Source organism: Homoserinimonas sp. A447 (assembly GCF_054489325.1).
Genome location: NZ_JBTMWW010000001.1, coordinates 1,206,682 through 1,232,912 on the forward strand (window position 1 = coordinate 1,206,682; position 26,231 = coordinate 1,232,912).

Annotated in this window: 33 protein-coding genes; 14 read left to right on the forward strand and 19 right to left on the reverse strand. The window is 65.9% G+C overall.

All coding sequences use genetic code 11. From position 1 onward, the window contains the following. Positions 1-28 precede the first annotated feature (28 nt). Complete coding sequence (locus tag ACX3O0_RS05805) at positions 29-451, forward strand: hypothetical protein (protein WP_459092115.1); 423 nt, start codon at positions 29-31, stop codon at positions 449-451. On the opposite strand, the gene ACX3O0_RS05810 is transcribed toward ACX3O0_RS05805, so the two are convergent. The 3 genes from ACX3O0_RS05810 to ACX3O0_RS05820 are packed head-to-tail and all read right to left on the reverse strand — an operon-like array spanning position 426 to position 3,684. Next, on the reverse strand, positions 426-1,049 hold the full coding sequence (locus tag ACX3O0_RS05810) for a HutD/Ves family protein (RefSeq protein WP_459107079.1): 624 nt from the start codon (positions 1,047-1,049) through the stop codon (positions 426-428). The genes ACX3O0_RS05805 and ACX3O0_RS05810 overlap by 26 nt on opposite strands. After that, positions 1,049-2,419: a formimidoylglutamate deiminase gene (locus ACX3O0_RS05815; RefSeq protein ID WP_459107080.1), complete on the reverse strand. Its 1,371-nt coding sequence runs from the start codon at positions 2,417-2,419 to the stop codon at positions 1,049-1,051. Before ACX3O0_RS05815 ends, ACX3O0_RS05810 begins: the two co-directional genes overlap by 1 nt. Beyond that, positions 2,416-3,684: an allantoate amidohydrolase gene (locus tag ACX3O0_RS05820; RefSeq protein ID WP_459107081.1), complete on the reverse strand. Its 1,269-nt coding sequence runs from the start codon at positions 3,682-3,684 to the stop codon at positions 2,416-2,418. The genes ACX3O0_RS05815 and ACX3O0_RS05820 overlap by 4 nt, the downstream gene beginning before the upstream one ends. 86 nt (positions 3,685-3,770) lie before the next feature. On the opposite strand from ACX3O0_RS05820, the gene ACX3O0_RS05825 reads away from it, so the two are divergent. Continuing rightward, complete coding sequence (locus ACX3O0_RS05825) at positions 3,771-4,652, forward strand: MurR/RpiR family transcriptional regulator (protein WP_459107082.1); 882 nt, start codon at positions 3,771-3,773, stop codon at positions 4,650-4,652. Positions 4,653-4,692: 40 nt separating this feature from the next. Here the strand turns inward: ACX3O0_RS05825 and ACX3O0_RS05830 are convergent, their stop codons facing one another. Both ACX3O0_RS05830 and ACX3O0_RS05835 read right to left on the reverse strand, forming a co-directional pair. Beyond that, on the reverse strand, positions 4,693-5,469 hold the full coding sequence (locus ACX3O0_RS05830; RefSeq protein ID WP_459107083.1) for a thioesterase family protein: 777 nt from the start codon (positions 5,467-5,469) through the stop codon (positions 4,693-4,695). Positions 5,470-5,478: 9 nt separating this feature from the next. Then, positions 5,479-6,156 carry a CG0192-related protein gene (locus ACX3O0_RS05835; RefSeq protein ID WP_459107084.1) on the reverse strand — a complete coding sequence of 226 codons (678 nt, stop codon included), beginning with the start codon at positions 6,154-6,156 and terminating at the stop codon, positions 5,479-5,481. A gap of 92 nt (positions 6,157-6,248) precedes the next feature. On the opposite strand from ACX3O0_RS05835, the gene ACX3O0_RS05840 reads away from it, so the two are divergent. The 3 genes from ACX3O0_RS05840 to ACX3O0_RS05850 all read left to right on the forward strand — a co-directional run bounded on the left by ACX3O0_RS05840 (position 6,249) and on the right by ACX3O0_RS05850 (position 8,478). Further along, positions 6,249-7,253, forward strand: coding sequence for a PHP domain-containing protein (locus ACX3O0_RS05840; protein ID WP_459107085.1), 1,005 nt, complete (start codon positions 6,249-6,251; stop codon positions 7,251-7,253). Between the two features lie 136 nt (positions 7,254-7,389). Continuing rightward, entirely contained in the window at positions 7,390-8,166 is a 777-nt protein-coding gene (locus tag ACX3O0_RS05845; RefSeq protein ID WP_459107086.1) for an SDR family NAD(P)-dependent oxidoreductase, read from the forward strand. A 45-nt stretch (positions 8,167-8,211) separates the two neighbouring features. Next, the gene (locus tag ACX3O0_RS05850) at positions 8,212-8,478 is read left to right on the forward strand and encodes a hypothetical protein (protein WP_459107087.1); all 267 of its coding nucleotides are present in this window, start codon (positions 8,212-8,214) and stop codon (positions 8,476-8,478) included. 4 nt (positions 8,479-8,482) lie between these two features. Here ACX3O0_RS05850 and ACX3O0_RS05855 read toward each other — a convergent pair whose 3' ends face one another. From ACX3O0_RS05855 to ACX3O0_RS05865, 3 genes are all read right to left on the reverse strand, one after another. Beyond that, positions 8,483-8,977: an SRPBCC family protein gene (locus ACX3O0_RS05855; RefSeq protein WP_459107088.1), complete on the reverse strand. Its 495-nt coding sequence runs from the start codon at positions 8,975-8,977 to the stop codon at positions 8,483-8,485. A 13-nt stretch (positions 8,978-8,990) separates the two neighbouring features. Then, positions 8,991-9,323, reverse strand: coding sequence for an ArsR/SmtB family transcription factor (locus tag ACX3O0_RS05860; RefSeq protein WP_459092094.1), 333 nt, complete (start codon positions 9,321-9,323; stop codon positions 8,991-8,993). Positions 9,324-9,480: 157 nt separating this feature from the next. After that, positions 9,481-9,624: a GPGG-motif small membrane protein gene (locus ACX3O0_RS05865; protein WP_459092092.1), complete on the reverse strand. Its 144-nt coding sequence runs from the start codon at positions 9,622-9,624 to the stop codon at positions 9,481-9,483. A gap of 181 nt (positions 9,625-9,805) precedes the next feature. On the opposite strand from ACX3O0_RS05865, the gene ACX3O0_RS05870 reads away from it, so the two are divergent. The 3 genes from ACX3O0_RS05870 (at position 9,806) to ACX3O0_RS05880 (ending at position 12,664) form a co-directional block, all read left to right on the forward strand. Then, complete coding sequence (locus ACX3O0_RS05870; RefSeq protein ID WP_459107089.1) at positions 9,806-10,162, forward strand: hypothetical protein; 357 nt, start codon at positions 9,806-9,808, stop codon at positions 10,160-10,162. Between the two features lie 88 nt (positions 10,163-10,250). Further along, a complete protein-coding gene (locus tag ACX3O0_RS05875; protein ID WP_459107090.1) occupies positions 10,251-10,877 on the forward strand; it encodes a GNAT family N-acetyltransferase in 627 nt (208 codons plus the stop codon). Positions 10,878-10,915: 38 nt separating this feature from the next. Then, on the forward strand, positions 10,916-12,664 hold the full coding sequence (locus tag ACX3O0_RS05880; RefSeq protein WP_459107091.1) for a DEAD/DEAH box helicase: 1,749 nt from the start codon (positions 10,916-10,918) through the stop codon (positions 12,662-12,664). Positions 12,665-12,754: 90 nt separating this feature from the next. On the opposite strand, the gene ACX3O0_RS05885 is transcribed toward ACX3O0_RS05880, so the two are convergent. The 4 genes from ACX3O0_RS05885 to ACX3O0_RS05900 all read right to left on the reverse strand — a co-directional run bounded on the left by ACX3O0_RS05885 (position 12,755) and on the right by ACX3O0_RS05900 (position 15,434). Further along, complete coding sequence (locus ACX3O0_RS05885; RefSeq protein WP_459107092.1) at positions 12,755-13,114, reverse strand: DoxX family protein; 360 nt, start codon at positions 13,112-13,114, stop codon at positions 12,755-12,757. A gap of 55 nt (positions 13,115-13,169) precedes the next feature. Further along, positions 13,170-13,733, reverse strand: coding sequence for a TetR/AcrR family transcriptional regulator (locus ACX3O0_RS05890; protein ID WP_459107093.1), 564 nt, complete (start codon positions 13,731-13,733; stop codon positions 13,170-13,172). A gap of 47 nt (positions 13,734-13,780) precedes the next feature. After that, positions 13,781-14,239 carry a hypothetical protein gene (locus ACX3O0_RS05895; protein WP_459107094.1) on the reverse strand — a complete coding sequence of 153 codons (459 nt, stop codon included), beginning with the start codon at positions 14,237-14,239 and terminating at the stop codon, positions 13,781-13,783. A 166-nt stretch (positions 14,240-14,405) separates the two neighbouring features. Next, complete coding sequence (locus tag ACX3O0_RS05900) at positions 14,406-15,434, reverse strand: NAD(P)-dependent alcohol dehydrogenase (RefSeq protein ID WP_459107095.1); 1,029 nt, start codon at positions 15,432-15,434, stop codon at positions 14,406-14,408. A 108-nt stretch (positions 15,435-15,542) separates the two neighbouring features. Between ACX3O0_RS05900 and ACX3O0_RS05905 the strand changes: the two genes are divergently transcribed. After that, on the forward strand, positions 15,543-16,265 hold the full coding sequence (locus ACX3O0_RS05905) for a TetR/AcrR family transcriptional regulator (protein WP_459107096.1): 723 nt from the start codon (positions 15,543-15,545) through the stop codon (positions 16,263-16,265). Positions 16,266-16,275: 10 nt separating this feature from the next. On the opposite strand, the gene ACX3O0_RS05910 is transcribed toward ACX3O0_RS05905, so the two are convergent. After that, positions 16,276-16,866, reverse strand: a complete 591-nt coding sequence (locus tag ACX3O0_RS05910) for a helix-turn-helix domain-containing protein (RefSeq protein WP_459107097.1) — start codon at positions 16,864-16,866, stop codon at positions 16,276-16,278. Between the two features lie 90 nt (positions 16,867-16,956). Here ACX3O0_RS05910 and ACX3O0_RS05915 point away from each other — a divergent pair, with 90 nt between their 5' ends. Together ACX3O0_RS05915 and ACX3O0_RS05920 are read left to right on the forward strand one after the other, a co-directional pair. Further along, positions 16,957-17,901 (forward strand): NAD(P)/FAD-dependent oxidoreductase, encoded by a 945-nt coding sequence (locus tag ACX3O0_RS05915; RefSeq protein ID WP_459107098.1) that lies wholly within the window; start codon positions 16,957-16,959, stop codon positions 17,899-17,901. Between the two features lie 27 nt (positions 17,902-17,928). Then, the gene (locus ACX3O0_RS05920; RefSeq protein ID WP_459092074.1) at positions 17,929-18,195 is read left to right on the forward strand and encodes a hypothetical protein; all 267 of its coding nucleotides are present in this window, start codon (positions 17,929-17,931) and stop codon (positions 18,193-18,195) included. Between the two features lie 23 nt (positions 18,196-18,218). Here ACX3O0_RS05920 and ACX3O0_RS05925 read toward each other — a convergent pair whose 3' ends face one another. Continuing rightward, positions 18,219-18,620 (reverse strand): MmcQ/YjbR family DNA-binding protein, encoded by a 402-nt coding sequence (locus ACX3O0_RS05925; protein ID WP_459092072.1) that lies wholly within the window; start codon positions 18,618-18,620, stop codon positions 18,219-18,221. Between the two features lie 42 nt (positions 18,621-18,662). Then, positions 18,663-18,989 carry an ArsR/SmtB family transcription factor gene (locus ACX3O0_RS05930; RefSeq protein WP_459092070.1) on the reverse strand — a complete coding sequence of 109 codons (327 nt, stop codon included), beginning with the start codon at positions 18,987-18,989 and terminating at the stop codon, positions 18,663-18,665. Between the two features lie 16 nt (positions 18,990-19,005). Here ACX3O0_RS05930 and ACX3O0_RS05935 point away from each other — a divergent pair, with 16 nt between their 5' ends. Together ACX3O0_RS05935 and ACX3O0_RS05940 are read left to right on the forward strand one after the other, a co-directional pair. Beyond that, on the forward strand, positions 19,006-19,482 hold the full coding sequence (locus ACX3O0_RS05935) for an SRPBCC domain-containing protein (RefSeq protein WP_459107099.1): 477 nt from the start codon (positions 19,006-19,008) through the stop codon (positions 19,480-19,482). A gap of 12 nt (positions 19,483-19,494) precedes the next feature. Further along, positions 19,495-20,346: an alpha/beta fold hydrolase gene (locus tag ACX3O0_RS05940; protein ID WP_459107100.1), complete on the forward strand. Its 852-nt coding sequence runs from the start codon at positions 19,495-19,497 to the stop codon at positions 20,344-20,346. Positions 20,347-20,355: 9 nt separating this feature from the next. Here ACX3O0_RS05940 and ACX3O0_RS05945 read toward each other — a convergent pair whose 3' ends face one another. Together ACX3O0_RS05945 and ACX3O0_RS05950 are read right to left on the reverse strand one after the other, a co-directional pair. After that, positions 20,356-20,697, reverse strand: a complete 342-nt coding sequence (locus tag ACX3O0_RS05945) for a hypothetical protein (protein WP_459107101.1) — start codon at positions 20,695-20,697, stop codon at positions 20,356-20,358. Between the two features lie 146 nt (positions 20,698-20,843). Continuing rightward, positions 20,844-21,281, reverse strand: a complete 438-nt coding sequence (locus ACX3O0_RS05950; RefSeq protein ID WP_459107102.1) for a cupin domain-containing protein — start codon at positions 21,279-21,281, stop codon at positions 20,844-20,846. Between the two features lie 647 nt (positions 21,282-21,928). Here ACX3O0_RS05950 and ACX3O0_RS05955 point away from each other — a divergent pair. Further along, positions 21,929-24,097: an elongation factor G-like protein EF-G2 gene (locus ACX3O0_RS05955; protein ID WP_459092058.1), complete on the forward strand. Its 2,169-nt coding sequence runs from the start codon at positions 21,929-21,931 to the stop codon at positions 24,095-24,097. Between the two features lie 24 nt (positions 24,098-24,121). Here the strand turns inward: ACX3O0_RS05955 and ACX3O0_RS05960 are convergent, their stop codons facing one another. Then, positions 24,122-25,402: an MFS transporter gene (locus ACX3O0_RS05960; RefSeq protein WP_459107103.1), complete on the reverse strand. Its 1,281-nt coding sequence runs from the start codon at positions 25,400-25,402 to the stop codon at positions 24,122-24,124. Between the two features lie 64 nt (positions 25,403-25,466). After that, positions 25,467-25,991: a peptide-methionine (S)-S-oxide reductase MsrA gene (gene msrA, locus ACX3O0_RS05965; RefSeq protein ID WP_459092054.1), complete on the reverse strand. Its 525-nt coding sequence runs from the start codon at positions 25,989-25,991 to the stop codon at positions 25,467-25,469. Positions 25,992-26,231 lie beyond the last annotated feature (240 nt).

Below are 26,231 nucleotides of genomic sequence, written 5' to 3' on the forward strand. Positions count from 1 at the left end.
GGGACTCGTCCGGCGGCACGGTTGTGCCATGACAACCCACACCACACCAGACCACCTGCCCACCACCGCACCGACGACCCCGCGGCGCCCACCGGCGACGGTGATCATCGCCACCATTCTCACCATCCTCCTTGCCTCGGTCGGCACCTACGGTGCGATCTATTTCTCCGGACTCGACGGTTATGGTCCAGTGGATGCGACGTTCCTCTCGATGTACGGCTATCTCTCGCTCATCGGCATCGTGTCGGTGATCGCCCAGTTGCGCGGCAGAGCCATCGGTCAGGCCGGCACCATCGCCTGGGCCGGTTTCATGGCATTGTTCACCCTCGTCAAGCTGGTCACCATCCAGGAGACCGAGGCGATCAGCTTCGGCGTGATCGCGCTCATCGTCATCGCGCTCGAACTGGCCGGCCCGACGCGCCGGTTCATCCGTTCGCGGAGGTCGGCGTAAGCACGACGCTCACACCCGAACCGGTGGAGGTCGCGATGCCGTGCAGCGGCGTCGTGACCTCCTCGATCATGACGGCGTCATATCCCGCCAGGGCGAGGTCGAGGCCCAACTGCTCGACCTCAAGGTGCGCTCCCGTTGCCGGGGCCACCACGATGACCGTGCTCGGTGATCCGGTCGTCTCGCCCGGCACCGTGAAGCAGCCCTGCCCGGCCGGTATCCGCTGGGTATCGGCGGTGAACTCGCCACGCCTGACCATCACGTTGAAGTCGGTGACAGCGGATGTTCGGAGCGCGCCATGGGTCTCGGCCGCACCGTCGAAGGTGAACGGTTCGGCGCCGAGGCACACCCGGGATCCGGCAACGTCCAACTCCATCTCGTCGCCGTCCATCACCAGGATGGTCCGGGTGACACCGGGAAACACCGAGAACGGGCCATCCGCCTCCACCCGCGCCATGCTGAGGCGCCACAACCACCCATCCGGGCCGGTCAACGCGGCGATCTGGCGGGTTGACCCGCCGCCGTTGCGCCACGGCTCGTCCGTGCGCTCGGCTGCGGGCAGCAGCGTGACGCGTGGCCCACCGGTCGAGTTGACTGTCATTACGGTGCGTCCACGGTCACCGCGCTGATCGACTCCCGCAGATCTGTGCTGACGTTGGGGTAGGCGAGGTGAACGCCACCCTCGACGACGATCCGGCCATCCACCACCACCTGGGTGACATCGGTCGACGCGGCAGCGAAGACCGCGGTCTCCAGGATGCTGTCGGCACCGAACCCTGCCGTTCGCACCGAATCGAGCGTCACGGTCACAAAGTCGGCGAGGGACCCGACCGAGAGGGTTCCCAGGTCGTCCCAACCGAGCGACACTGCACCGTTCGTCGTCGCAGTTTCCAGCAGTTGCGCTGCCGAGAAGTGCCCCCGGCGGTTGGTCGCCAGGCGCTGGCCCAACTCCAGCCAGCGCGCTTCGCCGAGGATGTCGATGACGGCCTGGCTGTCAGTGCCCACGGTGATGCGCACCGACCTGTCCGCCAGGTCGATGGCCGGTCCGATGCCGTCAGCCAGGTCGGCCTCCGTAGTCATGCAGAAGCAGGCGAAGGCAGTCCGGCTGGCGAGCGCGTCGATGTCGTTCTGGGTCAGGTGGGTGGCGTGCACCGCGGTGGCCAGGTGATCGAGCACGCCGAATTCTGCCAGGTGCTCGGTCGGTGTCTTCCCGTAAACCCGGAGGCAATCGTCGACTTCGGCCGGCTGTTCGGAGACGTGGGCGTGGATGGGGGCGTTGTTGCGGTGCGCCCACTCGGCCACCGTGGCCAGTTGGTCGGCTGGGACCGCCCGCACCGAATGCACGGCTGCACCGACCTTGATCGTCGCACCGGTCAGGCGCTCCCGGGTGCGGGTGGCGCGCACGGCCCACCGTTCGGCCGTCTGGTCGCTGAATCGTTGCTGGGCGGGCGATGGTGCAGTGTGCGGCTCAGCTCCCGATCCAAAGCCACCGGCCAGATAGCAGGTGTCGAGGAAGGTCAGGCGGATGCCGGCATCCGCTGCCGCCGCCGCGATCGCCTCGGCCATGGCCGTCGGTTCCTCATACGGAACGCCGTCGGTGTCGTGGTGGAGGTAATGGAACTCCCCGACGGTAGTGATGCCTGCCAGCAGCATCTCGGTGAAGGTGGCGCGTGCCAGTCGGTAGTAGCTGTCCGGTTGCAGTCGTGCTGCGACGGCGTACATCCGCTCCCGCCAGGTCCAGAAGCTTCCGGATTCCGCCTGAGTCGCGCCGCGAAGCGCCCGGTGGAAGGCGTGCGAGTGCGAGTTGACCAACCCCGGGAGGGTCAGCCCAGGCAGCCTGCTTGCCCCGCTGGGAGGCTCGGCAACGCCGGTCTGCACGCCCACGATCCGGTTTCGGTCCGTCTCCAGCAGCACACCGGCTTCAGCGCGATCTCCCCCCAGCCAGGCGTATTGCGCCCACCACTGTGTCATCGGGAGACCACCTCCAGCGGGCCGGTGAGCAGATCCTGCAGCACCGCCGTGAGGGCGGTGACACCCTCAACGCAGTCGCTCGCTTCGGCGTGCTCGTGCGGACTGTGGCTCACACCGGTGGGGTTGCGCACGAACAGCATCGCTGTGGGAACCTTTGACGACAGGATGCCGGCGTCGTGCCCGGCGGCGGTCGGCAGCACGGGAACGCTGGTGCCGTCCGCGCCAAGCGACAGCAGCAGGCGATCCCGGAGGGACGCGTCGAAGTCGACGACCGGTGTCCACGATTCCCGGGTGACAGCGAGCTCGACACCATGGCGGGCAGCGGCTTCGGCACCGGCCGCCTCAAGGGCGCGGATGACCTGGGTCACCGTGTCTTCTTCGGCACCACGGGCATCCAGCCAGGAATCGACCTGGGCCGGGATGGCGTTGGTGCCGTTCGGGTCGACTCGCACCCTCCCGAAGGTGGCCACTGCACCGTTGTCTTCGGCGATCCGGCGGGCGGCTGCGATCACCTCGGCGAACGGCAGCATCGGGTCGCGCCGGTCCACCAGCCTGGTGGTGCCGGCATGGTTGCCCTCACCGGCGAAGCAGAAATGCCAGCGGCCGTGCGGCCAGATCGAGCTGGCGATCCCCACCGCGTCGTTGCTCAGCACCAGGTGCCTGCCCTGTTCGACGTGCAGCTCGACGAATACCCCGATGCGCTCCAGGGCGACCGGGTCGGCTCCCACGAACCGGGCGTCCAGGCCGGCGCCGGTCATGGCTTCGGCCAGTGTGGTGCCGGTATCGTCCTTCAGCGCCCGTGCCGTGTCGGCATCCGTCGTTCCGGTCATGAGCCGTGATCCCAGGCAGGCGAGCCCGAATCTGGCTCCCTCCTCTTCGAAGAAGTTCACAATGGCCAGCGACCGTTCCGGCACGAGCCCGCGTGCCTGCAGCGCGTCGACGGCGAGGAACGCGCTGACGATGCCGAGCGGCCCGTCGAAGGTGCCTCCGCCCGGAACACTGTCGAGGTGGCTGCCGGTGACCACCGAACCGGCCTGCGGCTCGCCCCACCACGCCCATTGGTTGCCGTTACGATCGATTTCGACGGTGAGCCCCCGCTTGACGCTCTCGGCGGTGAACCATTCCCGAAGCCCCAGGTCGACACCGGTCCAGGCGAATCGGTTGTAGCCGCCGGTTCGCGCATCGCGACCGAGCGGCTCAATGACAGACCAGGTGTGGTCGAAGGCGCGGCGGATGCTCTCGGCATCACTGAGGTCGGTGCTCACGGGGACAAACCCTCCTGTTGAACGCGATTGTGAATCAAACCATACAGGTTTCAAATCTGTGAGTCATACTATTCAGTATGGGGATAGTGAGCAACCGGGACACGAGCCGGGCGCCTGGCGGACAGCAGCCGACGGACCGGGCGCAGAACTGGCTGATCGACCTTGTGCACCAGCACCGGATCTCGCCGACACAGCGCCGCGTCGTTCAATACATGCTGACGTCACTTCCCGAGGTCGCGTTCGCATCCACCATCGAAGTCGCCGAGGCGGCCGGCGTCAGCCAGCCGACCGTCACCCGGCTGGGCACCGCTCTCGGCTACGCCGGCTACCCCGAGTTCCGAAGCGCCCTGAGGGAGGCTCTCCTGTCGACGACGGTCGACGGAGACCGGCTGGGGCGCGGCAACGTGCAGGCGACAGCACTCGCATCGGAGCACGCGAATCTCTCTGCCCTGGAACGCACGCTGGGAAGCGAGCGGATGGCCGAGGCCGTCGAACTGCTGAGCGGCACCCGGCCGCTGGGGATCATCGGCCTGCGCGCCTCCGCCGCTCTCGCCGACTACCTGGGCTACTTCGCCAGGAGGGTGCTGCCGGACGTGCACGTGCTGACCGATGCCGCGTCGATGGACGACTCCATCATGCAGTTGCACCGCAATGGCGCGACCGCGGTGCTGGCGTTCGCGATGCCTCGGTACCCGGCAGCAACCGTCGACGCACTGGCCTACGCCCGTCGGCTGGGCATGTCGACGATCGCCATCGTGGACACCCCGGTGGTGCCGTTCGCGGTTGATGTCGATGTGCTCCTGGTGGCACCGGTCGGCACCGATCTCGTCTTCGACTCCCACGCCGCAGCCGTGATGTTGTCGATCGCACTGCTCGACGCGCTGGGGAGCCGCAACCCTCGCCGCACCCAGGAGCTCCTTGAAGCCCACGAAGAGCTGGTCGATCGCTGGGTGCATCCGGCGCGCTGATGCGGGCGCGGTGCCAAAGCCCGCCCGCCTGGGTTTTTGGTCAGGACGGCCGAATGGTGAGGATCTGCTCCGCCCGACCGAACGGCCCGGCCTCGTCGTGCAGCACGGTGGAGGTCAGCCCGATGCCGTCCGGGCCGAAGCTGACCGAGTTCGCGAGGCCGAGCCACTCCCCGGCCGGCTCCCGGTACAGGTGCACCTGAAGGTCGACGTTCGGGAACAAGTAGCTGCCTGGCCCCGGCTTCACTCGGGTGGCGATTCCGTTGCTGGTGTCGATGAGACCGACCAGGCGGGAGACATCGGAGAATGCTGCTCCGTCGATGAGCGGATGCCTGGTTCGCACCCATGCGCGCCCGTGCCCTGCCGCGTGGCCCGGTGCCGGGTGCACGTCGATCGACACGATGTACCCACCGGGCCACTCCGAGAGGTCGAGGGGCGGCACCGACTCGTCGGGAGCCGGCATCCGCTCGTCCTCGATCACCGCAACGGAACTGGTGTCCGACCGCTGCAGCCTCCACGCTGTCGCCCGCACCGCGGTGCGCCCGGCGGAGACCAGTTCGGCCTGGATCAGCTCGATCGTGCGACCGGGGCGCAGCATGGTGGTGCGCACCTCGAACTCGCCATCCGGGATCAGCCCGAGGATGTCGTAGCTGATGCGCGCCATCCGAAGCTCGGGCCTGGGCTGGAACTGTTCGAGGCAGTGAGCGAGGATTCCGGAGACCGGGGCCATGTGCTGTTCGTGCGCATTCCAGGCGCCCTGCGCGTGAATCGTCGACTCGAACCGGCGATCACCGCGTGCGAAGTAGTAGGGCTCAGTCACCCCCACAGCCTACTGAGCCGGAGTCTGCCGGCCAGACGCGACTACCAGCACCTGAGGTTCCGGCTGATCCGTCCAGGTCCCGCTGAGGACGCCGGTCGCCGCGTCGCGCGATTCGCCGCCGCGTTCGTAGTCGCCGTCGAGCACCCGCCGCACGGCGAGAGTCAGCCCGCCCGACTCGACCACGCTCATTCCGCCATCGGAGCCGACCGAAAGCTCATCGACTGTCGGAAGGGCGGGCAACGACACGCCTTCCATCCCACTGCCGGACACCTTGGCCGTCGGGTCGCGGTGCATCTGCTGCCCGTTGATGTCGACATACAGTTCGGCCTGGCCGCCGCCGGTGATGATGACGGATGCCGCAGTAAGGAAGTAGACCGGGTCGCCGACGCCGTCGTACACCCAGCGCGTGCCGAGCACCGAGTGCTCGAGTGTGCCGATCAGCCATTCGTCGGCGTCGACCAGCGGCACCCCGCGGTAGGTAAGGGGCAGCTGCATGACCGGTCCGTCGCCGGCCTTCACCAGCAGAGTCTCGACGCCGACCTCCCCTGCCGGGTCGTCGAAGCGGTAGCTGGCCACGCTGGCCAGGCCCCCGCTGGCGTGACCGGCGAACCACGGCTGGGACGGCGCCCATCCGCCCACGAGCTCGAGCTTTGTCGGCCTGAGTTCGGCCTGATAGAGGAGTGCCATGCCTTCATGTTAACCATGGGCGTGACGCAGCAGGCCATCCGCCTCGCGCCCGGCGGTGGCATCCCGGCCGTGGCAGAGGGGATCATTGGTGCATGGATGCCACGGATGCCCTGAACGAGATCGCCTTCTGGCTGGAACGTGAGCTCGCTCCGACCTTCAAGGTGAAGGCGTTTCGCAAGGCGGCGGTGACCATCGCCGAGTTGGGCCCCGACGAGCTCGCCGCCCGCGCACGGGATGGGCGCCTGGGGTCGATGAAGGGCATCGGCAACCGCAGTCACGAGGTGATCCAGCAGGCGTTGGCCGGTCAGGTGCCCGACTACCTCGCCAGGCTGCGGGAGACCGGAGCAGCGCCGCTCGCCGTCGGCGGCGAAAGCCTCCAGCTCCGCGGGGACCTGCACAGCCACACCGACTGGTCGGATGGCGGCTCCCCGATCGAGCTCATGGTGGAAGCGGCCAGGCTGTTGGGCCGGGAGTACTTCGCCATCACCGACCACTCCCCCAACCTCACCATCGCGAACGGCCTGACCGCGGAACGGCTCACCCAGCAGTTGGCGGTGATCGACCAGCTGGGCGACGCCAGCGGCATCCGCGTGTTGAAGGGCATCGAGGTGGACATCCTCGAAAGCGGCGAACTCGACCAGACACCGGAGATGCTCGCGCAACTCGACGTGGTGGTCGCCAGTGTCCACTCGAAGCTGCGGGCGGACGAGGCGACGATGACCAGGCGGATGCTCGGAGCGATCACCAACCCGCGCACCAACGTGCTCGGCCACTGCACCGGTCGCATGGTGCAAGGCTCCCGCGGTACCCGCCCGCCATCCGACTTCGACGCCTACGCGGTGTTCGCCGCCTGCGCAGAGAACAAGGTTGCCGTGGAGATCAACTCGCGCCCGGAGCGTCAGGACCCGCCGGACGAGTTGATCCAGCTCGCGCTGGAGGCCGGGTGCCTGTTCAGCATCGACAGTGACGCTCACGCCCCAGGTCAGCTCGACTTCCTGCAGTATGGAGCGGCGAGAGCCGTCGCCAATGGTGTGCCGCCCGAGCGGATCATCACGACCTGGCCGGTCGAGCAATTGCTCGACTGGACGGCGACCTAGGCTTTAGCCATGTGCCCGTCCCGTCGGCGCGTTATTCGTCCGGGATGCGATACCGCAGGCGCAGCAGGCACTGTAAAGCTAGTCGCGCGGCTCGGTTGGGACGCCGCTCCCAGAATTGGGACCTAGCGTCGGGACCATGGATATCACCGATTACAAGATCATCGTCACCGGCTCGGCGAGCGGAATGGGCGCGGCCACGGTGCGCACCTATGTCGCCGCTGGAGCCCACGTCGTCGGCATGGACGTCGACGAGGAGAACGGCGTTACCGTCGCGGCGGATGCCAACAATCAGGGCCCGGGGACGGCCAGCTTCATGAAGGTCGACGTTTCCGACGAGGCGGATGTCACCCAGGCGTTCGATGCGGCGGTCGAGAAGCTCGGCGGCCTCGACGTTCTGGCACATCCGGCTGCCATCCAGCGCGCTGGAGCGCCGTCTGAAGTCACCGTCGAAGACTGGGATCTCATGTTCGCCATTAACGTTCGCGGAACCATGCTGGCCAACAATGCGGCCTACCGCCATATGAAGGCGAACGATCGCGGCTCCATCATCAACTTCGGGTCCGTCTCCGGGCTGCGCCCGGAGCCAGTCGCTCCCGCCTACTCGGCGTCCAAGGGAGCCGTGCATTCGTGGACGCGCACGGCCGCCGCGGAATTCGGCGAGAACGGTGTGCGTGTCAACGCTATCCTGCCTGCCATTGCCACGCCGATGTACGAGACTGCGAAAGACCGGATGACCCGGGAGCAGCAGACCGCGCATTACTGGCAGAACGAGAACTCGATTGCCATGGGACATGCGTATGGAGATGCGGACCGCGACCTCGGACCGGTCATGGTGTTCCTCGCCTCCGAGGGCTCACGGTTCATCACCGGGCAACTGCTTCCGGTTGACGGCGGGCAGACCTCAGTGCGTTGAGCCTCGTCGACGCGGAGTTGGAAAGCACGCCACAATAGGTACGCGATGAAGACGACGGAAGAAGTCACCGAGTGGCTCAAGGAGTTGAAGGCGGAACGTCGCGACTCCGTCACCAAGCAGATGCTGTTCGGCAACACCGGTGCAACTAATGCGTTGAAGTGGGTGCTCGCCACTTCGCCAGACGATGACGCGGTGCGGATGAAGATCAACGAGCTGCAGGTCAGCCTGGGCGAGGCGATGACCGATGAACTCGCCACCGTCGCCTACGGCGCCATGATCGAGGCGCTGAAGTGGGTGCTGCGTCAGGACTGACCGCTCAGGCGGGCACTTCCGTGAGAATCGCCTCGATCTGCCTGAGAGCTTCGCGGAGGCCTTCCTCCATGCCCATTTCGACCATCTTTTCGAGCTGGTCGGTGCTCGCGAAGTTCGACACGAGGGTCATGCGCGTCTTGCCGCCCGCGGGTTCGATCGTCACCACCGCGTGAGTGGTACCCAGTTCGTCCATCGGCATTCCCTCGTTGTCGGCAAAACCGTCGTCGAACTCCAAACGCGTGGGTGAGTCGATCGCGGTGAACTGCCACCAGCCTCCGGCTTTCTCACCGTCAGGGCCGGTCATGTAGTAGTCGGACCGGCCGCCCACCTCGAATTCGTGACGGGTGAAGGTGGCTGGCCAGGTCGGCGGGCCCCACCAACGCTCCAGCTTCCTGGGGTCCTCCCAGAGCTGCCACACCCGTTCGACCGAGGCGTCGAACTCCGCCACGAACGTCATCGTCAGGGCTTCCACGTCTTTGTCTTCGCTGACTACTGGCATCTTTCCGTTCCCTTCACTCTTCATTGAGGATCTGGTTCATGCGATCGGTCCGCGCGCGCCAAATCTGCTGATAGGCATCGAGCAACTGCGTGGCCCTCTGAAGCGTCGCCGGGTCACCATGCACCAGCTGCTCGCGGCCGCGCCGGACCTTGCTGATCAGACGTGCGCGCTCGAGCACCGCCACATGCTTCTGGACGGCGGCGAAACTCATCGCATACTCACGCGCGAGAGTGGAGACCGACTGCTCTCCTGCCATCACGCGCGACACGATGTCGCGGCGGGTCGCATCCGCCAGGGCCTGGAAGATGCGATCCACTTCAGCGTCACTCAAACTTTGTACAACCATTTGGTTGCATGTTACGCAGAGCCGTTGAGCGAGCGCAAGACCCAATTCTGATCCGCGCGGGCGGCACCAGACGGCAATGGGCCGTCAGGGAGCATGCCCTGGCGGCGCATTGCTGAATGTTGCGCGTGACGCGCTCACGGCACTACGGCCGCGTAGGTCAAGTGAAGAGGCTCACACCACCGGGTCCGACGAGCAATCCGAGGATGATCAATACGACGCCCCACAGAATCTGGCGGCGGAAGAGTGCCACAATTCCGGCAATAACGAGGATTACCGCGATGATCCATAGGAGTGTTGCCATGATGTTGCTCCGTTCAGGTCGGCGCCCGCAAGCAATCGCTCGCCTAGGCGTTTCGGATCTGTTATTCAGAACGTAACCGCGCCCGTCGCATCCGACCACCCGTGGGATGTCCAGAATCTCGTGTTATGAGAGAATCTTCCGTGTCCGTTCTCGCCCACGGTGGCTCCAGTAGGCTCGGCCCATGCTCTTCGTCGCTGCGTCGTTGATGGCCGCTCTGGGAATAGCCCACTCGATTCTGGGTGAGCGCTACATCATCACCTGGTTGCTGAGGCACGACCTCCCGAAGCTTTTCGGCGGCAGCGACTTCGCGGCCGGAACCATCCGCTTCGCCTGGCACATCACGACGGTTCTCGCGCTCGGCTTTGCTGCGGTACTCGCGCTAATTGCACTTCACGCATCCGAGTCGGCGATCCTCGCTGCCGTCGGCTGGACGCTGATCGCATGCGGGTTGCTCCCGATCTACTTCACCCGCGGACGGCACCTATCGTGGATCGTCTTCTTCGCCGCCGGCGCGCTGTGCCTGCTGGCGACCCTCTGACGGTCAGCTCGGTTAGCCTTACCAACCGGATGCGACGAGAGTAGACCCGAATTGTCCGCTCGGTACACCTCGCGATGGGAGCTCACCCGTGACAGCGGCTGGAGGACGTGCCATCGATCAGGGGATCGCCGTCGTCCCGGCAAACCAGGCCTCCTGGGACGACCTGCAGGCGGTTTTCGGCACGAGAGGCACTCCGTCGACGTGCCAATGCCAATGGTTCAAGATTTCCCACGCGGATTGGCGATCGGTTCCGGTTGATGAACTCCGAACCGGCCTGCGGGACCAGACCAATTGCGGAAACCCGGCCGCCCGGACCACCAGCGGGCTGGTCGCCTACCTCGATGGGGAGCCGGTCGGATGGTGCGCGGTCGAGCCGCGCACAGCGTACCTGCGCCTGCTTCGCTCCCGCGTGCCGTGGACGGGACGGGACGAGGACAAAGAGGACGATGGCGTGTGGGCGGTGACCTGCTTCGTCACCCGCGCCGGGTATCGCAAACGCGGGGTGAGCCGGGCTCTCGCCGCGGCCACCGTCGAATTTGCGCGCGAGCGCGGTGCCCGCGCGGTGGAAGGATACCCGTTGATCAATGAGCCGGGGAAGGAATTCATCTGGGGTGAGCTCTACGTCGGCAGCCGCAGCATCTTCGCCGACGCCGGCTACAGCGAAGTCAGCCGGCCGACCGTCAGGCGGGCCGTGATGCGGATCGACTTCGACTAGCGTTTCCGGTCGGTGGTTGAGCGACTACCGTTTAGACCATGACGCCTCACGATTCGACCACCACCACCGAGGCACCCGCTGCCGACGCACCGACCATGACCTTCTCCGACCTGGGACTCAGCGATGCGGTGCTGAAAGCAGTGAAGGATGTCGGCTACGAGACCCCATCCGCCATTCAGGCCGCGACGATCCCGCCGCTCCTTGCCGGCCGCGACGTCGTCGGCCTCGCCCAGACCGGAACCGGCAAGACGGCCGCGTTCGCGCTGCCGATCCTGTCCCGGCTCGACGTGACCCAGAAGAAACCACAGGCGCTGGTGCTCTCCCCCACCCGTGAACTCGCCCTTCAGGTGTGCGAGGCGTTCGAGCAGTATGCCGCCCACCTTCGTGGTGTCCACGTGCTTCCGGTCTACGGCGGCCAGGCGTACGGCGTGCAACTGTCTGCGCTGCGGCGCGGCGTGCACGTTGTGGTCGGCACTCCTGGCCGCATCATGGACCACCTGGCCAAGGGAACGCTCGACCTCTCCGAACTGAAGTACCTGGTGCTCGATGAGGCTGACGAGATGCTGAAGATGGGGTTCGCCGAGGACGTCGAGACGATCCTTGCCGACACTCCGGAGGACAAGCAGGTCGCGCTGTTCTCGGCCACCATGCCTCCGCAGATCCGCCGTATCTCCAAGAAGTACCTGAACGATGCCGAAGAGATCACGGTCAAGAACAAGACCACGACTTCGGCGAACACCACCCAGCGCTACCTGATGGTGTCGTACCCGCAGAAGGTCGACGCACTCACCCGCATCCTCGAGGTGGAGAACTTCGAGGGCATGATCGTGTTCGTCCGCACCAAGAACGAGACGGAGGCCCTGGCCGAGAAGCTGCGGGCGCGCGGCTACTCCGCGGCGGCGATCAGCGGCGACGTCGCGCAGGTGCAACGTGAGCGTACGGTGAACCAATTGAAGTCCGGCAAGCTGGACATCCTGGTGGCAACGGATGTCGCGGCTCGCGGTCTCGACGTCGACCGCATCAGCCACGTGGTCAACTACGACATCCCCATCGATACCGAGTCGTATGTTCACCGCATCGGTCGCACCGGTCGTGCCGGGCGTAGCGGGGCTGCGATCAGCTTCGTCACCCCGCGGGAGCGTCGCCTGCTCGACGCGATCGAGCGGGCCACCCGTCAGCCGCTGACCCAGATGCAGCTGCCGTCGGTGGAAGACGTCAACGTCACCCGCCTGGCGCGGTTCGATGACGCCATCACCGAGGCCCTGAACCAGGAGAGCCGGATCTCGGCGTTCCGCGACATCGTGGGCCACTACGTCAAGCACCACGATGTGCCTGAACAGGATGTCGCCGCCGCGCTCGCCGTTGTCGCGCAGGGCGAGACACCGTTGCTGCTTTCAGCGGATGATGCCCGATACCAGCGCCAGGAGCGGGAAGACCGTGGCGCGCGCGTGCCTGCCGGTGAACGGGCGGAGCGACGCGGTCGGTCGACCAAGCCCATGTCGCCGTACCGCATCGAGGTCGGCAAGCGGCACCGGGTGGAGCCGCGCCAGATCGTTGGTGCACTCGCCAACGAGGGCGGCCTGAGCCGGGACGATTTCGGCCACATCCAGATTCGCCCCGACTTCTCCATCGTCGAACTCCCGGCCGATATGCCCGGTAACGTGCTGGCGAAGCTCAGGGACACCCGCATCAGCGGCAAGCTGATCGAGATCAAGCCCGACCGTCGTGCCGCGCCTCGCCGTGGTGACCGGGAGGGTCGGCCGGCGCGCCAGCCGCATCGCGACTAGCCTGGAGTCGCCCTCAGCAGGACGGACTCGCCGGCGCGGCGGTGGCACGGCCATCCGGCGCGGAGTGTTCCGAATCCACCCTGTTGACGGTCAGGCGAGGAAGCAGAACACTCCGGTTGCCACGCAGATGACCAACATGCCGGTGGCGTTCACGAAGAGGTTGCGGCCGAAGTCATGGGCAGCGATGTGCATGCCGATGGCGACCAGGAAGTAGGCGATCAGCGCCGCGCAGGTCAGGGCACCCAGATAGGGAATCCAGACGCCCGCGATCAGCCCCGCCGCAGCCGCGAATTTGATCGGCGGCATCATCCACCAGTACTTTCGCGGCCACTTCACGCCCTCGAAGCACTCCGCGATGAACGGAACCGGCTTGATGCACAACAGCGCGTCCACCAATTGGATGAGTGCGAGAACGATGACCGGCCAGACCGGGTCGGGCAACGCTGACATGGGTCCTCCTCACAGACTGTGAAATGCCATTCCATACTATACCGTATGGTACTAATCAGTCTCCGAGGACCTCAGGGACGAGCGGCAAGAGGATCCGATACACGTCCTGAAGCTCCTGTGCCTCCACCGGAGGAACGATGACAGTCGCCCCCACTCCGATCAGATAGGGCAACAACGCGGCCGCGCGCGCTGCATCGTCACTATCGACGTGCGGTCTCCAGACACGCTGAAGAGCTCCCAGCCGAGCGGCATCGATCCGGGCCTGCACCGCTCCGACCTCCGCGTCCCAGGTGGCCCAGGCCCTTACGGCAACTTCCAGCCTCGGCCGATAGAACCCGCTGCTCGGGCGCACCAGCTCGGTGAGGTGACTCAGTATCCCGCGAGCATCACCCGGGTCGCCAGCTTCGCTGATGGCGCTTTCCAGCGTTTCGATGGTGAGCCGCTCGAAGTGGGCGAGCAGGTCTCGCTTGAAGCCATCGGCACCCTGGAAGTGATGGTGGAAGGACCCCTTGGATAGCCCGAGCCGGGCGGCGATGCGGTCGATGCGGACGCCGGCTGCGCCATCCGCTTCCAGCACCGTAAGGCCCTCGTCCAGCCATCGGTCACGCGCGTCACTCACACGAGCGACCATACCAGTCGGTATGTTCCGGCCGCGCGAATGCGTCGCTACGCGAGGATGGGAATCGAGCTCGTCGGCGTCTTGTCGCCCACCGCCACCGAAGTTTCGGTGGAGATGATCGGGATGGACGCGGTAGCCACCTCGACGACCGACGCCTCGATCGTCGCACCCGCTGAGAGCGGTTCGTCCATGGCGATAATCGACACCGACCTCACCGTCGGTGCAAGGCGCCTGCCCCGGTGAATCAGGATGATCGTCGCGAGAGCCAACGGCATGCTGACGGCGCTTGGCGCAGCCACCCAGTACGACTCGATCAGCAAGCCGTACGCACCCCACAGGAGGTAGCCGATGAGGAGCAGCCACTGCGTCGCTTCCGAGATTCCAGCGAGTCGCAGCGGGTCGTTCCGGTTCTGCCAGGTCGTCCTCGCCTGAGGAACCCACATCATGAAGGAGAAGGCTGTCGCGGCGAATCCGAGCGCATTCAGGAGTAGTACGTCGATGTCCATACGGGTCGTTCTGTTCTTTCTGACGGTCCGCGGGAGAACCCCATTTGGACGGCATTTTGCGAGGGCATCAACGATGTCACAGAGATCATAAGCATGCCGGATGCCATCCGTCGAACGTTGATGTCACATTGCCCGAACTGGGGTGGTGAGGCGCATCCTGGGGCTGTCACCCGACCGTGATGACGATCTTCCCGCGCGCGTGCTTCTCGACCAGGTGACGGATGGCATCCGGCACCTCGCTCAACGGAAAGCTGCGTTCGATCGCCGGCGTGACGCTGCCTGATTCGATCAGGTCTCGCAGTTGGTCGAGGGCTTCCGTGCCGAGGACGGCCGGGAAGACGCCGAGTGTCTGGCTGACGAACGGCGACACCACCATGGCCTTCAGGATGCTGCCCATCGGGCCGAAAACGGCACTTCCGGTTCCGCTCGACAGCACGAGGATCCCGTCGCGGGCCAGCGACCTCCGCAGCCGCTTCAACGAGTGGTTCCCGATCAGGTCGAGGATCACGTCGTAGCGCCCCTCAGCCTCCGTGAAGTCCTCCGCGGTGTAGTCGATGACATGATCGGCACCGAGGGAACGGACCAGGTCGGCGTTCCTCGTGCTGCACACGGCAGTCACCTCGGCGCCCATAGCCTTCGCGATCTGCACGGCGTAGCTGCCCACTCCCCCGGATGCACCGTTGACGAGCACCTTGTCGCCGGCCTTCACCTTGCCGCCGTCACGAAGTGACTGCAGGGCGGTTCGCGCGGAGAGAGGCACTGTGGCCGCCTGGGCGAAGGTGAGGTTCTTCGGCTTGCGACCGACGAGTTTCTCCGGAATCGCAACGTACTCGGCGAACGAGCCAGCAACCACTTCGGCATACACCTCATCTCCGACCCGGAAACCGGTGACATCCGCCCCCACAGCGGCGACCACGCCTGCGACATCCTTGCCGCGCACCGGATCCTTCGGTTTGGCCATCCCGAACGCGAGCCGGGCGATGAGCGGACGGCCGCTCACGTACACCCAGTCGGCGTGGTTGACTGCTGCTGCCTGCACCTGCACGAGCACGTCGTCGGCAGAGATCTCCGGCCTCGGGACTTCTTCGTAACCCAGCACGTCGGCCGAGCCGTACGCATGCTGCACGACTGCCATCATGGTGGCGGTCGTCGGCCTCCTGCTGGCGATGCTGGTGGAGCCTGATGCTTCGTTCACTGACGTTGCCCTTCCTGGCGAGTGCGATGGGTTAGATAACCGTACGATGTAAGGTCACGAGAGCAATGTACCATACGACGTAAGGCAACACCAGAGAATTGGAGTCACGTGGCACCGTCAAAGTCCACTCAGGCGAAAAACCCCCAGTCGAAAACCACGCAGGCAAAGACCACCACATCGAGGAAACCGGTTACCCGGGGTCGCGCGGTGCAGCGGGCCATTGCCATCGCGGATGCCGGTGGAATCGCGGCACTCAGCATGCGCAAGCTCGCAGCCGACCTCGACGTGGAGGCGATGTCGCTCTACTATCACTTCATCAGCAAGGACGACCTGATCGACGGAATGATCGGTGCCGTCGTCGGCGAGATCGCCTTGCCGTCCGCCGCCATGAAGGCGCGCGAAGCGCTCCGTGAACGCGCCGAGTCGTCCCGGGAAGTGCTGGTCAGGCATCCGTGGGCCATCGCCCTGCTGGATGCCCGCACGACGCAGGCGACGCTTCGCCACCACGATGCGATGATCGCCACCCTGCGGGATGCCGGCTATTCGATGCCGATGGTCGGGCATGCCCTCTCGATCGTGGACAGCTATGTGCGCGGGTTCGCGATGCAGGAGGTTTCGCTTCCGCTCGACGAGGCAGGCGACATCGGTGCGGCGACCGAAGACATCATGGCCGGCCAGCAGCGGATGGCCGAGGATTTCCCCCACCTGACCGAAATGGCCATGACCCTGGTGCTCCAGCCCGGATACGCCTACGGAAACGAGTTCGCGTTCGGGCTCCAGCTCATCCTCGACGGCCTGGATTCGGCTCACTCCGCCGAGCGGGATTCGTAGTCGACCCCTGTCACGAGGTGGACGGCTTGGGTCGAGCACGAAGGTGGATGCGCTCACCCTGCTTGCCGAACATACTCAGGATCTCGACCGGTGCTGCACCTGCCGCCCCGAACCAATGCGGGTTGCGAGTGTCGAACTCGGCAGCCTCGCCCGCTGCCAGCACGATGTCGTGTTCCCCGATGACCATCCGCAACCGACCAGAGAGCACGAAAAGCCATTCGTACCCGGTGTGGGTGCGCAGTTCGGGGTCACGCTCGGTCGCCGGGATGGTCACCTTGAACGCCTGCGGTTCCCCCTGATGACGCGATAGCGGTGTCAGGATTCGGCCGTCGCGACGCGTCGAGTTCTGCGGCACACGAGGGTCTTCGACGCGCGGAGCGGTGACGATCTCGTCCAGCGGAATGGTGAGGGCCGCCACGATGGGGAGCAGCAACTCGAGGCTCGGTTTCCGTTGCCCGGATTCCAGCCGGGACAGTGTGCTGGTGGAGATGCCGGTTGCCTTCGCCAGGTCGGCCAGCGTGAAATCCTTCTTCTCGCGCGCCCGGCGAAGCCGCGGAGCGATCTGACTCAACGCGCTCTCAATCCTGGGTGTGGCCGTCATAGCACCATCGAACCAAGTTGTCCCGGTTTTGGCAACAAAGTTCCCACAATCGGCGCCGCTGGTGACACCGTATTCGTGGAGGTGGTGACGATGACAAGCACAACGCACCATGACGTGATCATTATCGGCGCAGGAGCCGCCGGCCTGAGTGCCGGTCTCGTGCTGGCGCGGGCACAGGCACAGGTGCTCGTGATCGATGCCGGGGAGCCGCGCAACGCGCCGGCATCGCACATGCACGGGTTCCTGTCGCGGGACGGCATGTCGCCCGCAGAGCTTCTGGCCGTGGGCCGGAGGGAGGTCACTGGATACGGCGGCGTGATCGCATCCGCCACCGTGTCTGCGGTCAAGCGCCGGGCGGATGACCGATTCGAGGTGACCCTCGACAGCGGCGAAGTCGAGGTTGCCAGGGCTCTCCTGGTGGCGACCGGCCTGCGAGACGAGTTGCCCGATCTCCCCGGCATCCGTGAGCGGTGGGGCTCGCAGGTGCACCACTGCCCGTACTGCCACGGGTTCGAGGTGAGCGGCCAGGCGATCGTCGTCATCGGCGGCCCGGCACCGGCGCTCTCGCTCAAGCAGGCGGGCCTCCTCCTTCGCTACAGCGACCGGGTCACCTTCGTCACCAATGGCATCATGCTGACGCCGCCGGACCGCCATCGTCTGGAGGCATTCGGCGCTCGCGTCATCGACGGCACCGCTTCCGGCTTCGTCGGGAAGGACGGTTCGCTGGCCGGCGTCGCCCTGACCGACGGGTCGACCGTCGCCTGTGAGGCAGTTTTCGTGGCGCCGCGTCCTCACCCGGCCGACGGCATCCTGCACTCGCTCGGCTGCGAGACCGACCCGGCCACCGGGTTCATCGCCGTCGATGCGGCGGGCCAGACGAGCGTGCCTGGCATCTGGGCGGCTGGCAACGTCGTCAACGCGAACGCCCAGGTCATCACGGCTGCCGGGGCTGGCAGCTCCAGCGCCATGGCGATCAACGGATGGCTGCTGCAGCTCGATATGGACGCCGCATCCACCGACCACTCCCCCGAATAACACCTTCATCAACCGAACGGAACGTCAATGCAAACCATTCACCCCACTCCCACACCAGAGCCCGCACGCGTCACCAACGCGCCACCCTCGGTACACGTCAGGGCGGTGATCACCTGGATCGCCATCTTTCCGCTGGTCGCCCTGGGAATGCTCGCGATCGCCCCGTTCTCGGGCGACTGGCATCCGATTCTGCGCGCCCTGGTTCTGTCGGTGCTCATCGTGCCGGTCGCGGTGTACCTGGTGGTACCCCAGCTGATGCGAATCTACGGAAAGCTCCGCGCTCGGAGCCTGTGAGCTGACGCCGGCTCTTCGAACCCCTATGGGCCTCGTGGGAGATCGAGCAGGGCGACGAGCCTGGCGGGCGCGGTCACCCGATACGACTCCTCGATCAACTCGGTCACCTCGTCCCAGTCGCTGCCGCCATCCAGGTCAACACCCGTCCAGCCGGCCACACCGAGATAGGCCGGCACATACGATCCGGGCATCCGGCGCAGGACCTCGCGCTCTGCGGTATCGGCCTGGACGACCAGCGACTGTGGATGCTGCACCCACTCGCCATCGACCTTGAGCGATCCGCTGTAGTAGGCGAACACCTTGTGGGTAAAGAATGCCGGGCGCCCGTGCGAAATCTTCTCCTGGGCCTCCGGCAGCGCCAGCGCGATGCTGCGCACCCGGGCCAGCACAGGGTCGTCGTCCTCGAACATGAGTTCATGGGTCATCGTGAGCTCCCCGCTCTCTCAGCACTATTGTGCACGCTGCCCTCAGCCGCGGTCGAGGCGATCCAGCAGCTCGACCGCGGCATGGGCGTACTCCCCGATCCAGCGGTCGTGGATCCGCTTGATCGGCAACGGCGCCAGGCTGAGCTGGCGTTCCCGCCCGACCTTGCGGCCGGTCACCAACTCGGCCCTCTCCAGTACCCGCAGGTGCTGCAACACCGTCGTGCGGTCAAGCTCCGGGAGCTGGGCGCACAGTGCACCCGTCGAGCGCGGAGCGTCTTTCAGCACATCGAGCATCCGCCGTCGGGTGCTCGAGGCGAGAGCCTTGAAAACCAGGTCATCTCCCGAAGCCTTGTTTCCCGCATCCAACATGTTGTAAAATTACCACATGAATAGCGACCATTCACTCAAAGAACTCAGCTTCAACGTCTCCGGCCGCATCGGGCGGCCCTGCGCCGAGGTGTACGAGGCTGTCGCCGACCCGGAGCAACTGTCGAAGTACTTCACCACCGGTGGCGCGCGCGGCCGGTTGGAGTCCGGTACCGAAGTCAGTTGGGACTTCCACGACTTCCCCGGACGATTCCCGGTCACCGTCCTCGAAGCGGACCCGCCCCGGCGGATCGTGATCCAGTGGCGCGGAACGGAAACCACCAGCGAGGACGACAAGACCACGACGACCTTCGAGTTCGAACCCATCGATGACGGCGCTCGAACCCTCGTGACCATCACCGAGTCGTCCTGGAAGCCGACCACCGATGGTGCGGCTACCGCTTTCGGCAACTGCGAAGGCTGGACCGGCATGCTCGCCGCCATGAAGGCCTGGCTGGAACACGGCATCAACCTCCGCGAGGGCTTCTACCAGTAGCCGGAGGCGATGATGGCATCAGTCAGAGCCACGCTGCATGACGGCTCGCTCATCGACGTGGTCGTGCGCGGTGAGGGACCCGCGGTGTTGATCCCGACGCGGACGACCCCGGTGGAGCCCGAGACGGCAGAGAAGATGCGGGCGTGGGGCGCGGAACCCGACGCCGGTGAGGTGGTCGCCGACGGGCTCGCCGATTCCGGTTTCCGGGTGATCACCGCGGACCTTGAGGCGCATCGGATGGCGCACCCCGCCGAGAGGACGCTCACTCCCGACGCCCTAAGCAACGACCTTCTGTCCATCGCCGACGCCGGCGGTGCGGGTCAGTTCGCCTATGCCGGGTACTCCTGGCTCGGGCTGTGTGGCCTGCAGCTTGCCCTGCGCACCCAGCGGCTGTGGGCCCTCGTCATGGGCGGCTACCCACCGGTTGACGGGCCGTACCGCGAGATGCTCGCCGTCACGCGGGCCGCCCACGCCTTATCGACGGCTCCCAAGCAGCCCGGGAACGACCAGGTGGCGGTCGAGCCGGGCGACTGGGACTCCGTGCAAATCCAGACGGATGCCGCGCAAACCGGCCAGTTCGTCACCCTGTACGAGGCGTTGCAGGGGTTCGACGACAACGAGGCGGCGCGCGGGTTGACCGTCCCGCGCCTCGCCTATGCCGGCGCCGATGACGAGATCGCCTACGGCGCGAACTGGGGCGACGTCACCGTCCGCATCGCCGCTCCGCTCCTTGAGCACCGGGCACAACTAGAGGCGGAAGGGTGGAGCGTGGAACTGTTCCCCGACCGCGACCACCTGACCGCGATGCACAGCGATGTCGTGCTGCCACTCCTCAGAACCTGGCTCCACTCCGTTCGGACCTAAGCACGTCCGTCACGAGGCTTTCGGGCTTCCCAGCGTGCGCATGAAACCTGCCAGCTCCTCGGCCATGGAGTCCGGCTGCCAGGTGTGCTGCGCACCTGCTGTGCGCCTCCAGCTGGCAGCATGGGGAACCGATTCCGCCCACGCCAGTGATTCCGCGTCCGGCCGGAGGCTTCCGGCCTGCTCGATCATGGGAGGGAAACTCTGCACGGCTTCCAGGATCTCCGGCGGCATGTCCTTCAGGTAGAGCTTCAGTGCACCGGCACGGTCACCGGCATCGATGAGGCGCTCGACCTCATCCGCCCATTCGCGTGCGCCACTCGGTTCCGGGCTGAGCGGAGCCTCCCATGACACCCGTCGACAGGCAGACCCTTCGCGGTCGCGTAGCGATGCCGCCTAACACGGCAGCGGGGCACGGATGCCAAGCCGACGGTCATCGCCGGACTGCGCGATGCAGGGATTTCTCGGGTAGGGCGGCGACGCGAATTCAGCCGACCGGCTCAGCGAGGCGCCGCCCAAACGGATGCTCCCTGCCAGTCCACGACGACGACCGTTTCGTCGCCGACCACCCAGGCATCATGCCCCGGTGGTAGCGAGATGACATCTCCCGGCCCCGCCTCCATCTCCGTTCCATCCTTCATCTTCACGTGGACGCGTCCGGCGATGTGGTACTCCTGATGGGGTGCTTCGCATAGCTCCGTCCCGGCCACCGGTTTGACGTCCGTTGACCATCTCCAGCCAGGCTGCAGCGTGAGCCTGCCGACCTGAGCGCCGCCCGCCAGGTTGACTAGTTCGAGGCGCCAATTCGCCCCCTCCCGTACATCATCAGGTTTCTCAAACGATCCTGTTTCCAGCGGTTGCGCCACGATCACCACTCCTCGATATCGGACGTCGATGACCGACCCGGATGGCCCGGTCGCCTGCAGATTAAGCCTCATTGTCTAGTGCCAGGAGGTCTTCGGAGGATACTCACAGCACGACGTGATGGATCTCCGTTTCGGCTTCCAACGCGGGTATGCAGACAAATGTGAAAAGCTTGAACGACATGGTTGAGAACAAGGCGTTCCTTCGTGACTCCCGGGTGGTGAAGGCGTTCAACCACATGGGTTACCACGATCTGGATGACGAGGCTCGTCCGGCCGGTGAGCCCGGGCGCAAGGCCCTGGCCATCGCCGGGGATGACCCGGCCGACTTGGCAACGGTTGCCGCCCTGGTCGATGCACTCCGCTTCGACCCCGTGATCGCAGGACCCCTCGCTGAAGGAATCCGTCTGGAACCGCACACCGAACTGTTCGGCGCGGATGTCGACGCCGCCGAAGTTCGGGCCATGCTCGAGCGCTTCCCCAACTCGGCTCGCGGACGGGTGGTCGCCCGCGCCCCGCCCCGACCATGGCGGCGCCGCCGCGTAGCGGTTCCAGGGACAGCGTCCAAAGACATCCGCGATCGTGTCCTCGGCGACGCGCTTCTGCTCGTTCTGCGTCGGCAATGGCCGCGGTTGGCGGGCCGTGTGCCCCTTGCCGCCGGGTCGCCCCAGGGTGTCAAATCTACTCATACGATCCAGCGGTTGGCGGCGCAGGGAGTCCTCATGTCGGCGAAAGGTGCGAACGGCACGACGAAGGGTTCGGGCCGGGACAGTTCGGAGCTTCATCGAGTCGAAGCGTTGCCGGGGGTCTGGGCGAACCATACGGAGCAGATCCGCAATATCGCGCTCGTTGGGCGTTCGGGTTCCGGGAAGACGATGCTCGCCGAAGCGCTGCTCGCCGCCGCGGGCGTTATCACGCGCATGGGGTCAATCGTGGACGGCACCACGATGAGCGACTCCGACCCGTCCGAGGTGCACCAGCAGCGCTCCGTTGCGCTGTCAGTTCTGCCGTTCGCAGTCAACGAGATCAAGGTGAACCTGCTGGACACTCCCGGCTACGCGGATTTCATCGGCGACTTGCGTGCCGGGTTGCGTGCAGCGGATGCGGCGCTGTTCGTCGTGTCCTCCGTCGACGGCGTCGATGCTGCAACCACGGCCCTGTGGGCCGAATGCGATCGCGTCGGGATGCCGCGCGCTGTCGTCATCAGCCGGACCGATCACCCGCGAGCCAGCTACGAGGCGGTCCTGGCCGCGTGCCAGGAAGCCTTCGGGGCTTCCGTGCTCCCTCTCCACCTTCCCATCCGTACGGCGGGGGCGATCACCGGATTGCTCGGACTGCTGTCCGGCACAGTGTCGGACTACGCGGATAGCCGCCGGCCCGCCACCCGACCGGCGAGCTCCGCCGAACTCGCCGATTCCGAGGCGGCACGGGGCACGCTCATCGAGGGCATCATCGCCGAGAGCGAGGATGAAACGTTGATGGACCGTTACCTGGGCGGGGAGGAGATCGGTCCAGAAATCCTGATCAGTGACCTGGAGACCGCGGTCGCCGGTGGGGCGTTCTTCCCGGTGCTGGCGACATCCGCCGACACCGGTGTGGGCGTCTCGGAATTGCTGGAGGTGATGACCGGGGCGTTCCCGTCTCCGGTCGAACGGACAGTTCCGCCGGTAACGGATCTCAGTGGCACGCCGGTGCCACCGCTCAACTGTGACCCAACCGGGCCGCTGGTCGGTGAGGTGGTGCGCACCACCATCGATTCGTTCCTGGGCCGGGTCTGCATCGTGCGGGTGTTCTCCGGCACACTGCGCGAGAACTCAGCTGTGCACATCGGCGGACACGGGCTGGCGGATCGGGGCCATCAGGACCACGACAGCGACGAACGGGTCACGCACCTGCAATCACCGCTCGGCTCCAGCCTGCGGGCGGTGCCGCATTGCGTGGCGGGCGACATCTGCGCCCTCACCAAGCTGGGCAGCATCGAGACCGGCGACACCGTGTCGGACCGGGATCGGCCGCTCCTGGTGGAGGCGTGGGACATGCCAGAGCCGCTGATGCCGATGGCGGTTCGCGGGGCGTCGCACGGCGATGAAGACGCCCTGGCCAGGAGCATGGGCAAGATCGCGGCGGTCGACCCGACACTGCGGGTTGAACGCAACCCCGAAACCCATCAACTGATCCTCTGGTGCATGGGTGAAGCCCACGCCGAAGTGGTGTTGGACCGACTGCGCAGCCAGGGGGTGAAGGTGCAGACGGTGGAGGTGATTACGCCATTACGGGAGACTTTCACAGCGCCGGCATCCGCCCGTGGACGGTACATCAAACAGTCCGGCGGCCACGGCCAGTTTGCCGTCTGCGACATCGAGGTCGAACCGCTCATTCGCGGGGCCGGGTTCGAGTTCGTCGACAAAGTCGTCGGCGGGGTGGTCCCCGGCCAGTACATCGGGTCAGTCGAGAAGGGCGTACGGGAGCAAATGCAGAGAGGGGTGTCCGCCGGATTCCCGGTGGTGGACATCCGCGTGACGCTCGTCGGCGGCAAGGCGCACAGCGTCGACTCGTCGGACGCCGCGTTCCAGGCCGCGGGAGCGCTGGCCCTGCGCGAGGCTGCATCCCAGGCCCGCATCCAGTTGCTGGAACCGGTCTCGGTGGTCACGATCGGCGTGCCGGACGGCTATGTCGGCGCCGTCATGACCGACCTGTCCTCCCGTCGCGGCCGCCTGACCGGAACGTCCTCGACCGGCGGCGAGCGCACCGAGATCAGCGCCGAGGTTCCGGATGCCGAACTCCTGCATTATGCGCCTGAGCTTCGCGCCCTGACCGCCGGCACCGGCGGCTTCCGCCGCAGCCACCTGCGACACGAACCGGTGCCGTCCAAGGCCAACGTGCATCCGTGAGTTCCAGGCTTGGCCTACGCCACGTCACGGCGCCTCAGGCGCGGCCGGGAGGGCATCGGTGCCAGCCCTGTTCATGTCAGCGGGTTCGTGCTGTCGGCGACTGGCGAACAACAGCGGGATCCCGATCAGCTCGACCGCGCCACCAATCACCAGCGACGTCCCGTAGCCCCAGAGGTCGGCAGCGCGGCCGAGGGCGGGTTGGATGCCCACTCCGCCGAGGCTGCCGAACAGCGAGTCGAACGAGAGCACGGTCGCACGCTGCCTGGACGGGATCATGTCGTTGAGGTAGGCCGCCCGAACCGGCTCGGCGACCGTGGCCACGAACCCCCAGACCACCAGCGCAACGATGGCAAACCAGAAGAGGTCGTTCAAGCCGAGGACCACGAGCGCTGCGACGCTGGCGAGGGACGCACCGATCACCGTGGTCGTCCGTTTGGCGAACAGACCACGGATCCGGGGCGCCAGCACTCCGCCGGCCACCTGCGACAGGGACAGCACCGCCGCGGCCAGGCCGGCAATGGAGTATGCCGATTCGTCCCCGTACAGCTCCAGCAGGTAGGGCTGGAGGGCGTAGAAGGCGTAAAAGGCGACCCCGGAGGCGAAGGGTGCCGCAAGAATCACGTAACGCACCGAGCGCCTCCGGAGCCCGTGCTCAAGCGATTGCTTCAGCACGTCCCGTGTCGCCGTGAGCGGCCCCTGCGAGCGGTCTGGCGTGAAGCCGAGATCCCTCATGGCAAGGAACGCGAACACGAACATGAAGACGAGCACTCCGGCGCGCACCAGGAAGGGAACCCCGAGATTGGTCGCTTGGGCGATCACGCCGCCCAGCACCGATCCGGTGAACATCGCGATGCCGGTCACGACGAGACCGCGGCCGAACACCGTCTCCAGGCTGCCGGTGTATTCGTGAAACGTCAGCGCGTCAACGAGCCAGGCCTCCACCGCTCCAGAGAAGAAGGTGAAGCCGAGACCGAGCAGCACGGACACGATCGCCCACCAGACGAACGGGGCATGCCAGACCCACAGCATCCAGTAGAGAGCGGTGGTGACCGACAGCGTGATCGTCCCCAGCAGGTAAGACGCCTTCCGTCCGACCGTGTCGGCCACGACACCGGTCGGGATCTCGAAGATGACCATGCCAGCGGTGAAGAAGGCGTTCGCCGCAAACGCTTCGAAGTTCGACAAGCCTGCATCGAGCAGAAAAAGAGTGTTGATACCCCAGATGAAGGACGCCGCGAGCGTGTTGCCCAACAGAAGGGTCAAGTAGATGCGCTGGACGCGCCGCGCCGCCGAGCGATCGCTCATACTCGACGGTAAACCGGGTCAGGCCGCCCGTGGCTGCGTATCTACTGCGAACCCGCGCACCGGGTCAGCTCGCCGCGGCTTCACTTTCCCGATGCGGAAGCTTCCAGCCTGGCCGCACGTAGTGGCAGTTGTAGCCCTCGGGGTACTTCTGCAGGTAGTCCTGGTGCTCGTCCTCAGCCTCCCAGAACGGACCGGCGGCAGTTACTTCGGTGACAACCGGTCCGGGCCACAAGCCTGACGCGTCGACATCCGCGATCGTGTTCTCGGCGACCCGCTTCTGCTCATCGTTGCTGTAGAAGATGGCGGAACGGTAACTCATGCCGACATCGTTGCCCTGACGGTTCTTTGTCGTCGGGTCGTGGATCTGGAAGAAGAACTCGAGGATGTCGCGGTACGAGATCTGGGCAGGGTCGAACACGATCTCAACCGATTCGGCGTGGGTGCCGTGGTTGCGGTACGTGGCATTCGGCGTGTCTCCGCCGGAGTATCCGACGCGGGTGGAGATGACCCCCGGACGCTCACGGAGCAGTTGCTGAGCGCCCCAGAAGCATCCGCCGGCCAGGATTGCGGTTTCGGTTGTTGCAGCCATCGTCTTCTCCTCTGTACCAAATGCTCTGTGACACCGACGCTAGTGAGAACAGCGTATGCCTCTCTGCTGTTCCCGAGCTGATCAAACCTGTCTAGCACCGGGGTACGAGCCGGGTCACAAAGTCGGTACCACACTCCGATTCTGACGAGGGCAAAGCTTCCTAAGTTCAGACCTGCGGTTCCGCATCCGGTTCCGAAAGAAACGAAGGAAGAGTAACCCGTTGATTGATGTAACTGCACG

Bases quoted from the DNA above. Each gene is read 5' to 3' on its own strand.
- ACX3O0_RS05940 (WP_459107100.1), top strand. From the start codon at position 19,495: ATGGCATCAGTCAGAGCCACGCTGCATGACGGCTCGCTCATCGACGTG.
- ACX3O0_RS05895 (WP_459107094.1), bottom strand. From the start codon at position 14,239: ATGGACATCGACGTACTACTCCTGAATGCGCTCGGATTCGCCGCGACA.
- ACX3O0_RS05865 (WP_459092092.1), bottom strand. From the start codon at position 9,624: ATGGCAACACTCCTATGGATCATCGCGGTAATCCTCGTTATTGCCGGA.
- ACX3O0_RS05870 (WP_459107089.1), top strand. From the start codon at position 9,806: ATGCTCTTCGTCGCTGCGTCGTTGATGGCCGCTCTGGGAATAGCCCAC.
- ACX3O0_RS05855 (WP_459107088.1), bottom strand. From the start codon at position 8,977: ATGCCAGTAGTCAGCGAAGACAAAGACGTGGAAGCCCTGACGATGACG.
- msrA (WP_459092054.1), bottom strand. From the start codon at position 25,991: ATGGCTGCAACAACCGAAACCGCAATCCTGGCCGGCGGATGCTTCTGG.
- ACX3O0_RS05810 (WP_459107079.1), bottom strand. From the start codon at position 1,049: ATGACAGTCAACTCGACCGGTGGGCCACGCGTCACGCTGCTGCCCGCA.
- ACX3O0_RS05835 (WP_459107084.1), bottom strand. From the start codon at position 6,156: ATGGCACTCCTCTATCAGGCCGAACTCAGGCCGACAAAGCTCGAGCTC.
- ACX3O0_RS05815 (WP_459107080.1), bottom strand. From the start codon at position 2,419: ATGACACAGTGGTGGGCGCAATACGCCTGGCTGGGGGGAGATCGCGCT.
- ACX3O0_RS05840 (WP_459107085.1), top strand. From the start codon at position 6,249: ATGGATGCCACGGATGCCCTGAACGAGATCGCCTTCTGGCTGGAACGT.
- ACX3O0_RS05845 (WP_459107086.1), top strand. From the start codon at position 7,390: ATGGATATCACCGATTACAAGATCATCGTCACCGGCTCGGCGAGCGGA.
- ACX3O0_RS05860 (WP_459092094.1), bottom strand. From the start codon at position 9,323: ATGGTTGTACAAAGTTTGAGTGACGCTGAAGTGGATCGCATCTTCCAG.
- ACX3O0_RS05915 (WP_459107098.1), top strand. From the start codon at position 16,957: ATGACAAGCACAACGCACCATGACGTGATCATTATCGGCGCAGGAGCC.
- ACX3O0_RS05930 (WP_459092070.1), bottom strand. From the start codon at position 18,989: ATGTTGGATGCGGGAAACAAGGCTTCGGGAGATGACCTGGTTTTCAAG.
- ACX3O0_RS05885 (WP_459107092.1), bottom strand. From the start codon at position 13,114: ATGTCAGCGTTGCCCGACCCGGTCTGGCCGGTCATCGTTCTCGCACTC.
- ACX3O0_RS05805 (WP_459092115.1), top strand. From the start codon at position 29: ATGACAACCCACACCACACCAGACCACCTGCCCACCACCGCACCGACG.
- ACX3O0_RS05850 (WP_459107087.1), top strand. From the start codon at position 8,212: ATGAAGACGACGGAAGAAGTCACCGAGTGGCTCAAGGAGTTGAAGGCG.
- ACX3O0_RS05925 (WP_459092072.1), bottom strand. From the start codon at position 18,620: ATGACCCATGAACTCATGTTCGAGGACGACGACCCTGTGCTGGCCCGG.
- ACX3O0_RS05955 (WP_459092058.1), top strand. From the start codon at position 21,929: ATGTCGGCGAAAGGTGCGAACGGCACGACGAAGGGTTCGGGCCGGGAC.
- ACX3O0_RS05910 (WP_459107097.1), bottom strand. From the start codon at position 16,866: ATGACGGCCACACCCAGGATTGAGAGCGCGTTGAGTCAGATCGCTCCG.
- ACX3O0_RS05950 (WP_459107102.1), bottom strand. From the start codon at position 21,281: ATGAGGCTTAATCTGCAGGCGACCGGGCCATCCGGGTCGGTCATCGAC.
- ACX3O0_RS05880 (WP_459107091.1), top strand. From the start codon at position 10,916: ATGACGCCTCACGATTCGACCACCACCACCGAGGCACCCGCTGCCGAC.
- ACX3O0_RS05960 (WP_459107103.1), bottom strand. From the start codon at position 25,402: ATGAGCGATCGCTCGGCGGCGCGGCGCGTCCAGCGCATCTACTTGACC.
- ACX3O0_RS05935 (WP_459107099.1), top strand. From the start codon at position 19,006: ATGAATAGCGACCATTCACTCAAAGAACTCAGCTTCAACGTCTCCGGC.
- ACX3O0_RS05920 (WP_459092074.1), top strand. From the start codon at position 17,929: ATGCAAACCATTCACCCCACTCCCACACCAGAGCCCGCACGCGTCACC.